Source organism: Priestia sp. YIM B13490, from assembly GCF_042787735.1.
Taxonomy (GTDB): domain Bacteria; phylum Bacillota; class Bacilli; order Bacillales; family Bacillaceae_H; genus Priestia; species Priestia megaterium.
Window position 1 is genome coordinate 105975 of record NZ_JBHZOT010000006.1, and the last position, 11214, is coordinate 117188.

The window sequence follows — 11214 nt, forward strand, 5'->3', positions numbered from 1 at the left end:
GAATATGTGAATGCGTCACGTACTGTAAAAAGGTGAATTCTCGGCGTATCTATCATATTTCCTTTGAAGTATTATTGAATTCTTTCTTTAGAATGTTTATACTATTTAAGTTATAACGTATTCATTTTAATAAGGAAGTGTCTTTTGTGAGTAACGCTTCAGAAGTCAAGAAACCCATTGAAGTTAAAATTGTGACGGATATCCGCGATGGTCACCGAAAAGAGACAACATCGGTAAATACAAAAGGTATGTATTATGAAAAAGGATCTAAAATTTATCTTACATACACAGAGCGCCAAGAGGAAATCGGAGATATTAGAACAATGGTGAAAATTAGCGAAGATGAAGTATCAATTAATCGAACCGGTGCTGTTCAAATGAAGCAATCGTTTCGTAAAAAGGTACAGATCGAAGGAACTTATATAAGCCCTTATGGACGTATGGATTTACTAACATTCGCTCATAACATTGAATATAAACAAATGACTCAAAAGGGTCGATTATTTTTAACGTATGATCTAGAAGTACAGGGTCAGCCTACCGGGAAATATGCGTTAACCATTACATTCAAGGAGGAGAAAAAATGAACATCGTCGAACAAGTGCAGCAAAAATTAAAAGCTGAAATTCAAGATGCTGTGGTCAAAGCAGGACTTGCTGAAAAAGCAGAACTTCCAGAAGTTCTATTAGAAACCCCAAAAGATAAAACACATGGTGATTATTCTACCAATATGGCTATGCAGCTAGCTCGTATTGCCAAAAAAGCACCGCGTGTTATCGCTGAAGAGCTTGTAGCAAACTTCGATAAATCAAAAGCATCTATCGAGAAAATTGACATTGCAGGCCCTGGATTCATCAACTTTTATATGAATAACTCTTATTTAACAGAGCTTATTCCAACGATTGTAAAAGCTGGTGAAGCGTATGGTCAAACAAACGTAGGGAACGGACAAAAAGTACAGGTTGAGTTTGTTTCAGCTAATCCGACAGGGGATTTACATTTAGGACATGCCCGAGGTGCAGCAGTTGGAGACTCATTATGTAATGTTCTTGAAAAAGCAGGTTACGATGTGTCACGTGAATACTATATCAATGATGCTGGTAACCAAATTAATAACCTGGCTTATTCAGTAGAAGCACGCTACATGCAGGCTCTTGGTTTAGAGAAAGAAATGCCTGCAGACGGCTATCATGGTGCTGACATTATAAACATCGGAAAAGAGCTAGCAAAAGAGCACGGAGACAAGTATGTAAATGCCTCTGAAGAAGAGCGTTTTGAATTCTTCCGTCAATACGGGTTAGATTACGAGTTAGCTAAATTAAAGCGTGATCTTGAACAGTTCCGTGTGAAATTTGACGTATGGTATTCTGAAACGTCTCTTTATAAAAATGATAAAATCTCAGTTGCACTTGAAACGCTGAAAAAACAAGGCCATGTATATGAAGAAGAAGGTGCTACGTGGTTCCGTTCTACGACATTTGGTGATGATAAAGACCGTGTGTTAATTAAAAATGATGGTTCATTTACGTACTTAACACCAGATATTGCGTATCACCAAGACAAAATTCAACGTGGATTTGATAAGCTAATTAACATTTGGGGAGCCGACCACCATGGATATATTCCTCGTATGAAAGCGGCGATTCAAGCGCTTGGTTATGAAAAAGATACGCTTGAAGTAGAAATCATTCAAATGGTTCAACTGTATCAAAATGGCGAAAAAATGAAGATGAGCAAACGTACAGGTAAAGCAGTAACAATGCGTGATCTAGTAGAAGAGGTAGGCCTTGATGCAACTCGCTACTTCTTTGCGATGAGAAGTGCGGATACACATTTAGACTTTGATTTAGATTTAGCTGTTTCTCAATCTAATGAAAATCCTGTATACTACGCGCAATATGCTCATGCCCGTATTTGCAGTATTCTTCGTCAAGGTGAAGAGATGGGGATTCAATCAACATCTGGCGCTGACCTTTCATTAATTAGTGCAGAAAAAGAAATGGAACTACTGAAGAAAATCGGAGAGTTCCCTCAGGCCGTAGCGGAAGCAGCAACAAAACGTATTCCGCACCGCATTACAAACTATGTATTTGATCTTGCTTCTACGTTCCATAGCTTCTATAATGCAGAAAAAGTATTAGACAGCGATAATGTAGAAACAAGTAAAGCGCGTATTGAACTAGTGAAAGCTGTTCAAGTAACGCTTCAAAACTCCTTAAAACTAATTGGTGTTTCAGCACCTGAAAAAATGTAACAAAAAAAAGAGCCTCTTGGCTCTTTTTTATTTAAAAAACAAGCGTGGCACCTCCTGTACGCTTTACTCCTCTCATTGATGCTAAATCTTCCACTAATTTTAGCAGCGCTTTATCTTTTAACTTTGCTTCTATCATTACGTCAAAATCTTGTCCAATATCTTTAGCCATTTGCAAAAAAGGTGCGATAAAATCAGTTGAGACATAATCAGAGTGACTTCTAAATTCTTTTTCAGATTTAGGAGAAGAGATATGTACTTTTGGTTTTAACCCGATATGTTTCCACGTGTCAAAGATACGAGGGAGCAATAATGCGAGAGGTTCTTCTCCTTCATTTGCTTTGTGGTGGTGATAATCAAAGAGGAGAGGGACTTTCTCTTTTTCGCATACAGCTAATGTTTCTTCAGTTGTGTATGTTTTATCATCATTTTCAAGAGTCATGCGCTTTTTAATGACAGGTGGCAGCGTTTGAATGTTTTCATGAAATCGACCGATCGCTTTTTCTTTATTGCCATAGGCTCCACCTACGTGAATATTAATAAGAGCTTGATCGGCCACTCCCATCGCTTCAAGCATTCTATAGTGATAATTCATATCTTTTACCGCATTTTCTGTAATATGTTTTTTGTCGCTTGTAAATAATGTGAACTGATTGGGGTGAAAACTCACGCGCAGCTGATGATTCCGAATCAATTCTCCTATCTCTGACCAATCGTCTTGGAACGCATCAATGTAATTCCAATCTACTTCAGGATGAGTAGCTAAAGGGACAAGAGAAGATGATAATCGATACAGCATAATTTCATGGGCAATATTAAAATGTAAAGCGCGCTTAGTATGATTTAAATTTTGTTTTGTGACGTAATGAAGCTTATCCAGCCTCTCATCTTTTTTCATTTTTTCCCATCTGGTAAACGTGAGGGTTTTCGCAGGTGAGCAGTCCCAAAGCGACAGGGCATGTGATACATAGCCAAATCTAATTTTCATTATAAATTTTCCTCTTTTCGTTCATTAAAGCAACGGAGAAATAAAGGTTGCAAATCCTTGCTTTAGTTTTTCACTCCATTTTCGGTTTTTGACATCTTCTAAAGACAAAATGGGGCATTCCCCCATACAAGCTTTAAAGCTGTTCTTTACCTCTTCAATGTATATGGCATCGTAGATTAAACAGTTGATTTCAGCGTTTAAGAACAAGCTTCTTTTATCAAAATTAGCCGTTCCTACATCGCAGATAACATTGTCTGCAATTAATACTTTTGCGTGGTAAAAACCGTAATAATATTGATAAATCATACAGCCTGCTTGAAGTAATGTAGGAAGATAGGCAAATGCAGCATGATGAACAAGCGGTTGATCTGCACGCATTGGAATCAAAATATGAACTTGTACTCCCCGTGCACGAGCTTGCAGTAAAGCATTCATCAAAGGTTCACTTGGAATAAAATAAGGAGTACCTATGTACAATTCCCTATTGGCTTGGTTGATAATCGATAAAAAGCTTTCTTCAAGTGAAAAACCTTCAGTTGACTGTAGCTGAATAACATAGTCTCCTTCAGAGGTTGGTGGAAAGTATCTTTCCACTTTACGCAGGTCTATGCCGGTAGCAGCATACCAGTCGTTTAACAGCTGCATTTGAAGATCTTGGATACCTTCACCTTCCATACGCAGGTGGTAATCTTTCCACACCCCAAGCTTGGCGTCGAGTCCTAAATATTCTCTTCCGATATTAAAGCCGCCAATGTAGCCAACTTTCCCATCAATAACGGCCATTTTACGGTGATTGCGTGCGTTGAGTGTATAAAACAAATAAGGCCACCGTAGCGTTCGACTGTAAGCAAAATGAACACCTTGTTTCTTTAAGAATGCAATTTTGTTTTTCTTGATTTTATAGCTTCCCACACGGTCTACCAATAACCGGACTTCAATATTTTGCTGTGCTTTTTGGACTAGTAAATCTAAAAAATCTTGACTAATTTCATCATTTTGTACGATGTAAAACGATAAATGGATAAACGAAGAGGCATTTTCTATTTCTTGAAATAAATCTTTATACAAGACATTCCCGTCTGCGAACAAAAAAAGAGAAGCACGGCGCTTTGGAAAAGTATTTTCAGCCTGAGAAAATACTTTCTTTCCAACGCCAAGGTCAATTGCAAGCCAAGCAATAAAAATAATAAAAAGTAAAATTACAACCATGCCGCTCATCATGTCACCTCTTTTCCCGATGTAAATACATTTTATGTTGTTCTTAGTGTCACCTTGTTTAAATAGAATATGAACAAAAGAACGAAAAGATATTGACTGAATGCTCATTCATTATATACAATGAAAACAGATATATTATCAGAAAATTTAGTCGTCAGGAGGAAAGAAAGGTAACAAACTATTCAAGGAGGGGACGAGATGACAGGGTTGCTGTGGGTGAATTTTCTCTTTTTTATTATTGTAACCGCTTACGCTGTTTCTTTGTTTGTATATTTAATTCGCACACGCATTGAGTATATTCAATTAGGGAAAAAAGTTGAATTTGATCAGCGGTTAAAAGAAAGACTGCAAAAAATTTGGGTGAACGTGTTTGGACAAAAGAAGCTGTTAAAAGATAAAAAAAGTGGAATTATGCACGTCATGTTTTTTTATGGGTTTATTTTAGTTCAGTTCGGCGCGTTAGACTTCATTATAAAAGGTTTGCTTCCAGGTAAACATTTGCCGCTTGGACCTTTATATCCCGGTTTTACATTTTTTCAAGAAATGGTGACGTTTTTGATTTTAGTAGCAGTTGTCTGGGCTTTTCACCGTCGCTACGTAGAAAAGCTTGTGCGTTTAAAAAGAGGGTTTAAATCTGGTTTAGTACTGATTTTTATTGGAGCACTTATGCTGTCAGTGCTTGTCGGAAACGGTATGTCAATCATCTGGCATAATCATGAACCGTCATGGACAGAACCGATTGCGTCATCGATTGCGATCTTGTTTAAGGGAATCAATGATATTGCCGCTATCTCCATTTTTTATGTTTCATGGTGGATCCACTTAGCCGTATTATTGACGTTTTTAGTATATGTTCCTCAATCAAAACATGCTCATTTACTGGCTGGACCGGCTAATGTATTTTTTAACCGTGTTTCTAAGCCAGGTAAGCTTGAAAAGATTGATTTTGAAGACGAGACCCAGGAGACGTTTGGGGTTGGAAAGATTGAAGAATTCACGCAGCATCAGCTTATTGATTTATATGCCTGTGTGGAATGCGGTCGATGTACAAATATGTGTCCGGCAACGGGTACAGGGAAAATTTTATCTCCAATGGATTTAATTTTAAAGATGCGCGATCACTTAACAGAAAAAGGAGCGGTTGTGACATCTAAGGCACCTTGGGTTCCTACGTATGCATTCTCCAAAACAAAAGGAAATCAGCTGGCGATGATGGCGGCCGGCCAAGGGGGAGCAGAGGCTGCAGCAACAGCGGAATATAATCCCGCTTTAATCGGAGATGTCATTACGGAAGAAGAAATTTGGGCATGTACAACGTGCCGAAACTGTGAAGATCAATGTCCCGTAATGAACGAACATGTAGATAAAATCATAGATTTACGACGTTTTTTAGTATTAACTGAAGGAAAGATGGACGCGGATGCTCAGCGTGCCATGACGAATATTGAACGTCAGGGAAACCCTTGGGGATTAAACCGAAAAGAGCGTGAAGAATGGCGACATGTAAGAGAAGATGTTCACATTCAGACTGTTAAAGAAGTAAGTAAAGCCGGTGAAACGTTTGAGTATTTGTTCTGGGTAGGTTCGATGGGATCTTATGATAACCGCAGCCAAAAAATCGCTCTATCGTTTGCAAAGCTTCTCAATGAAGCGGGTGTTTCATTTGCGATTTTAGGAAATAAAGAAAAAAATTCTGGTGATACGCCGCGCAGGTTGGGTAATGAATTTTTATTCCAAGAGTTAGCTTCTAAAAACATCGCTGAATTTGAAAAAAATGAAATCAAAAAAATTGTTACGATTGATCCACATGCTTACAATATCTTCAAAAATGAATATCCAGATTTCGGTTTTGAAGGAGAAGTGTATCATCACACAGAATTATTAGCTATGTTGGTGAAAGAAGGTAAGCTGTCACCAAAACATGCGGTTAATGAAAAAATTACCTTTCATGATTCCTGTTATTTAGGAAGATATAACGAAGTATACAGTCCACCAAGAGAAATTTTGAAAGCGATTCCAGGTGTTCGTTTGATTGAAATGGATCGCAACCGTGAAAATGGTATGTGCTGTGGAGCAGGAGGAGGATTAATGTGGACGGAAGAAACGACCGGCCAGCGCATTAATGTAGCACGCACGGAACAAGCCTTGGCCGTTAACCCAAGCATTATCAGTTCAGGTTGCCCATACTGCTTAACGATGCTAAGTGACGGAACAAAAGCAAAAGAAGTAGAAGAAAAGGTTCATACGTATGACGTAGCAGAACTGCTTGAAAAGTCAATTTATGGCGACGTGCAAGAACAGGTTTCATAAAGGAGAAGTAGAGATGGTCTTCATCTCTACTTTTTACAGAAAGGAAATTGAGCAAGCGTTCAATCGGCGAGGACAAAGAGGAAGAAAAAGGAGGAAACAATAGTGGGGAAAACAGTTATTGTGAGTGCAGTTCGAACACCTTTTGGAAAATTAGGTGGCATTGTAAGTGGACTAAAAGCGGCAGAACTAGGCGGGAAAGCGATTCAAGCAGCTTCAAAGGGACGTACAGAAATTGATTCCGTTATTATGGGGTGCGTGCTGCAGGGGGGCCAAGGACAGCTGCCTTCTAGGCAAGCCATGCACTATGCAGGTTTACCGTGGCAAGTAGAGACAGAAACCATTAATAAAGTTTGTGCATCGGGCATGCGTAGCATTACAACTGCTGATCAGCTGATTCGATTAGGAGAAGCAAAAACAATCATTGCAGGTGGAATGGAATCGATGAGTAACGCGCCGTATCTTCTTCCAAAAGCAAGGTGGGGGTTCCGTATGGGAGATAGCGTTGTGACGGATTTGATGGTTCATGACGGTTTGACATGCAGCTTTACAGGGGTTCAAATGGGTACGTATGGAAATGAAATCGCTTCTGAAATGAATATTTCCCGAGAAAAGCAGGATGAATGGGCCCTTCGCAGTCATCAATTGGCGGTAGAGTCAGAAGAGAAAGGGAGATGGACTGCAGAAAGAATTTCAGTTGATATTCCGTCTAAAAAAGGCACGATAACGGTTCAAAAAGATGAAGGACCAAGAAAAGATACGTCGTTAGAAAAACTCTCGTCTCTTCGGCCTGTATTTGGTCACAGCGGAACCATTACAGCAGGAAATGCACCTAGCGTGAATGACGGAGCAGCTGCGCTCATGCTAATGGATGAAGATGTGGCAAAAGCAAATGGCTATGAGCCGTTGGCTACGATTGTAAACCATACTTCTCTTGCGATGGAGCCAAGGGAATTTCCGAAAACGCCTGGGTTTGCTATTAACAAGCTATTGCAAAAAACAAATAAAACAGTAGACGATATTGCGCTGTTTGAAATCAATGAAGCTTTTTCAGCGGTAGCGTTGATGAGTATGGAAATTGCAGGGCTTCCGGCTGAAAAAGTAAATGTGAACGGCGGGGCTGTAGCACTTGGACATCCGATTGGAGCAAGCGGCGCCCGTATTGTTGTAACGCTCATTCATGAATTAAGACGACGAGGCGGCGGACTAGGCATTGCTTCTATTTGCAGCGGCGGCGGCCAAGGTGATGCCATCATGGTAGAAGTGTAAAAGGGGGATACCAACTTGAATATTGAAACAGTTATGGTTATTGGAGCAGGACAGATGGGAGCAGGAATTGCACAAGTATTTGCTGCGAGCGGATATCAAGTTTCTTTGTATGACGTTGATCAAAAAAATACACAAAAAGGAATAGAAGGTATTGATAAACGTCTGAAAAAGCAGGTGGGAAAAGGTTCTCTTTCAGCTAAGGAATATGAAGAAATTATGGAGCGCCTTCACCCGGCAAACGAAATAACAGCAGCACAAAAAGCAGATTTAATTGTCGAAGCGGTTGTGGAAAAGATGGAAGTCAAGCAAGCTATTTTTGCGGAGTTGGATTCGTTAGCCCCCAATCATACCGTTTTAGCAACCAACACGTCTTCGCTTCCTATTACTGAAATTGCAGCTGTGACCACTCGACCTGAAAAAGTAATTGGCATGCACTTTATGAATCCTGTTCCGGTGATGAAACTCGTTGAAATTATTAGAGGGCTGGCTACTACCGATGAAGTGTATCAAGCAGTCTATGAAACAACGAAAAAATTAAATAAAACCCCGGTGGAAGTTCATGATTTTCCAGGATTTGTTTCAAATCGAATTTTAATGCCAATGATTAACGAAGCTGTGTTTACGCTCTATGAAGGGGTAGCAAACGAAGAGGATATTGATCAAGTGATGAAACTAGGAATGAACCATCCAATGGGACCTTTGACATTAGCAGATTTCATCGGCCTCGATACATGTTTGTTTATTATGGAAACGCTTCATAAAGGATTTGGTGACGACAAATATCGTCCTTGTCCATTGCTTAGGAAATATGTAAAGGCAGGGTGGCTTGGTCGAAAAACAGGAAAAGGATTTTTTACGTACGAAACATAAAGGAGTGGCGAAATGATCTTTTTTACGTCTGAACAACACATGATTAAAAAGATGGTAGCTGATTTTAGTGAAAAAGAAGTCGCTGCGGCTGTGCCAAACATGGAAAAGGGTGAATTTCCTCGAGGTTTATTAAAGCAGATGGCTGATCTGGGCCTGATGGGCATTCCCGTTCCTCAAGTATACGGAGGGGGCGGACTGGACTTTGTGTCGTACATGATTGCCATCCACGAAATATCAAAAATAAGTCCAGCCCTCGGCGTCATTCTCTCTGTTCATACTTCTGTAGGTACAAATCCTATTGTCGTATTTGGGACGGAAGATCAAAAACAAAAATATGTAAAAAAACTGGCGACAGGTGAATATTTAGGTGCTTTTTGTTTAACAGAACCTAGTGCAGGGTCTGATGCTGCAAGCTTAAAAACAAAGGCAGAACGAAAAGGAGACCACTATCTTTTAAATGGCTCAAAGCTTTTCATTACAAACGGCGGCGAGGCGGATACGTATATTGTATTTGCTAAAACGAACCCCGAACGCGGGTCGAGAGGGATGAGCGCTTTTATCGTTGAAAAGACGATGGAAGGATTTTCAGTAGGAAAAGATGAACATAAGATGGGTCTTCACGGTTCTCGAACGGTTCAACTGCACTTTGAAAATGTGCAGGTGCCTGTAGAAAATCGTCTCGGAGAAGAAGGTGAAGGCTTTCGAATTGCGATGGCTAATTTAAATGCCGGAAGAATTGGTATTGCTGCTCAGGCGGTAGGAATTGCTGAAGGTGCGTTAACGGCAGCTAAAAACTATGCAAATGAACGATATCAATTCGGAAAACCGATTTTATCTCAGCAGGGTATTGCATTTAAGCTGGCTGATATGGAAACGGCTGTTGAATCAGCGAAGCTTTTAATGTATAGAGCGGCTTTTTTATATGATCAAAAACTTCCTTGTAAAAAAGAAGCCTCAATGGCGAAATTGTTTGCTTCCCAAACAGCGATGAATGTAGCAATCGATGCGATTCAAGTTTTGGGAGGCTATGGTTATATGAAAGATTATCCAGTAGAGAGGTATTTTCGCGATGCCAAAGTATGCGAAATCTACGAAGGTACAAGCGAAATTCAGCGCATCGTCATTAGCAATCAATTATAGGGGGAATAATCATGTTTTTTAAACTTTCAGAAGAACACGAAATGATTCGAAAAATGGTGCGGGACTTTGCCAAAAACGAAGTGGCTCCGACAGCTGCACAACGAGATGAAGAAGAACGTTTTGACAGAGGAATCTTTACGCAAATGGCTGATCTAGGATTAACAGGTATTCCATGGCCGGAGCAATACGGAGGAATTGGCAGTGACTATCTAGCTTATTGCATTGCTGTTGAAGAACTGTCTAGAGTATGTGCATCAACAGGCGTTACTTTGTCGGCTCATACTTCTCTTGCCGGCTGGCCAATCTATACATTCGGAACAGAAGAACAAAAACAAAAATACCTGAAACCTATGGCAACGGGTGAGAAAATAGGTGCTTATGGGTTAACCGAACCGAGTGCTGGATCAGACGCAGGAGGAATGAGAACGCTCGCTGTAAAAGACGGAGAAGATTATATTTTAAATGGTTCTAAAATCTTTATTACAAACGGCGGCGAAGCGGATATTTACGTCGTATTTGCTCGCATCGATCCCAATGAAAAACGCACGAGCGCTTTTATTATTGAAAAAGATATGCCGGGATTTTCAGTTGGTAAAAAAGAAAAGAAACTGGGCATTCGCTCTTCACCTACCACAGAAATTATTTTCGAAGACTGCCGTGTTCCAAAAGAAAATTTGCTGGGAAATGAAGGAGAAGGATTTAAAGTTGCGATGATGACACTAGATGGCGGCCGAAATGGCATTGCAGCGCAGGCTGTAGGAATTGCTCAAGGGGCGTTAGATGCGGCCGTAGCTTATGCCAAGGAACGTCAGCAATTTGGTAAGCCAATTATTTCTCAGCAAGGAATTGCGTTTAAGTTAGCCGACATGGCCACGAGTATAGAAGCTGCAAGACTGTTAACCTATCAAGCTGCTTGGTTGGAGTCCCAAGGGCTGCCATATGGCAAAGAATCAGCCATGTCAAAATTATATGCTGGGGATACAGCAATGAAAGTAACGACAGAAGCTGTTCAAGTATTTGGAGGATACGGTTATACAAAAGATTATCCAGTAGAACGTTTTATGAGAGATGCAAAAATCACGCAAATTTATGAAGGCACACAAGAGATTCAGCGTCTCGTCATTTCTAGGTATCTTGCTAAATAAAAAACTTGTTGTAGGAGAGGTGAAAA

Annotated in this window: 9 protein-coding genes; 7 read left to right on the forward strand and 2 right to left on the reverse strand. The window is 40.1% G+C overall.

Annotation, left to right across the window (positions count from 1 at the left end):
- The first annotated feature begins 146 nt into the window (after positions 1-146).
- Together ACFX4R_RS18660 and argS are read left to right on the forward strand one after the other, a co-directional pair.
- Positions 147-587, forward strand: a complete 441-nt coding sequence (locus ACFX4R_RS18660; RefSeq protein ID WP_237075084.1) for a YwiB family protein — start codon at positions 147-149, stop codon at positions 585-587.
- Positions 584-2254 carry an arginine--tRNA ligase gene (gene argS / locus ACFX4R_RS18665; RefSeq protein ID WP_014457737.1) on the forward strand — a complete coding sequence of 557 codons (1671 nt, stop codon included), beginning with the start codon at positions 584-586 and terminating at the stop codon, positions 2252-2254. The genes ACFX4R_RS18660 and argS overlap by 4 nt, the downstream gene beginning before the upstream one ends.
- Before the next feature lie 31 nt (positions 2255-2285).
- Here the strand turns inward: argS and uvsE are convergent, their stop codons facing one another.
- Positions 2286-3239, reverse strand: a complete 954-nt coding sequence (uvsE, locus tag ACFX4R_RS18670; RefSeq protein WP_043977511.1) for a UV DNA damage repair endonuclease UvsE — start codon at positions 3237-3239, stop codon at positions 2286-2288.
- Positions 3240-3263: 24 nt separating this feature from the next.
- Positions 3264-4457 (reverse strand): cardiolipin synthase, encoded by a 1194-nt coding sequence (gene cls, locus ACFX4R_RS18675; protein ID WP_052500286.1) that lies wholly within the window; start codon positions 4455-4457, stop codon positions 3264-3266.
- A 198-nt stretch (positions 4458-4655) separates the two neighbouring features.
- Here cls and ACFX4R_RS18680 point away from each other — a divergent pair, with 198 nt between their 5' ends.
- From ACFX4R_RS18680 to ACFX4R_RS18700, 5 genes are all read left to right on the forward strand, one after another.
- Positions 4656-6767, forward strand: a complete 2112-nt coding sequence (locus ACFX4R_RS18680) for a (Fe-S)-binding protein (protein WP_162215103.1) — start codon at positions 4656-4658, stop codon at positions 6765-6767.
- Between the two features lie 102 nt (positions 6768-6869).
- Positions 6870-8033 carry an acetyl-CoA C-acetyltransferase gene (locus tag ACFX4R_RS18685; protein ID WP_097824923.1) on the forward strand — a complete coding sequence of 388 codons (1164 nt, stop codon included), beginning with the start codon at positions 6870-6872 and terminating at the stop codon, positions 8031-8033.
- Between the two features lie 15 nt (positions 8034-8048).
- Complete coding sequence (locus tag ACFX4R_RS18690) at positions 8049-8903, forward strand: 3-hydroxybutyryl-CoA dehydrogenase (RefSeq protein ID WP_162215102.1); 855 nt, start codon at positions 8049-8051, stop codon at positions 8901-8903.
- A 12-nt stretch (positions 8904-8915) separates the two neighbouring features.
- Positions 8916-10043: an acyl-CoA dehydrogenase gene (locus ACFX4R_RS18695; RefSeq protein ID WP_377570062.1), complete on the forward strand. Its 1128-nt coding sequence runs from the start codon at positions 8916-8918 to the stop codon at positions 10041-10043.
- Between the two features lie 11 nt (positions 10044-10054).
- The gene (locus tag ACFX4R_RS18700) at positions 10055-11188 is read left to right on the forward strand and encodes an acyl-CoA dehydrogenase (RefSeq protein ID WP_013059833.1); all 1134 of its coding nucleotides are present in this window, start codon (positions 10055-10057) and stop codon (positions 11186-11188) included.
- Positions 11189-11214: the final 26 nt, after the last annotated feature.